This is a genomic window from Mesorhizobium sp. M2D.F.Ca.ET.226.01.1.1 (assembly GCF_004022705.2).
Lineage (GTDB): Bacteria > Pseudomonadota > Alphaproteobacteria > Rhizobiales > Rhizobiaceae > Mesorhizobium.
Genome location: NZ_RZOY02000078.1, coordinates 1 through 341, shown reverse-complemented (window position 1 = coordinate 341; position 341 = coordinate 1). Strand labels below are relative to the sequence as shown.

Here is a 341-nt window from a genome sequence, read left to right as displayed (position 1 = left end):
CACCCATGCGTTTCTCCCGTGCCAATCCTTCCGGCGTCTCTGCCTATGGCGACAACGACGACAGCCGTCCGGAAGACGCGCAGCACCATGGCGCGGCTCCAGTACCGCAAGGGCAAACGGGCCAGGTCGTCACGCTGCGAGCCGCCGTTGAATCGAACGCCGCCGATTCGGCCGGCGACGAATTCGGCCCTCCGGCCTGGCAGCAATATTTCTTCCTCGCGCCCAATGTGCGGTTCACCCGCACGCCGGATGCCGACAAGCGGCCCGCATCGCAACCGGATGATGAAGCGCCGGGCAAGGCGATGGCTCCGCGCGGCGATTCCGTCCGGCCCACGCCTGCG

Annotated in this window: 1 pseudogene; it reads left to right on the top strand. The window is 67.7% G+C overall.

The window, feature by feature from the left end:
* Positions 1-5 precede the first annotated feature (5 nt).
* Positions 6-341, top strand: a pseudogene (locus tag EN869_RS33825) (hypothetical protein); the annotation flags it as partial.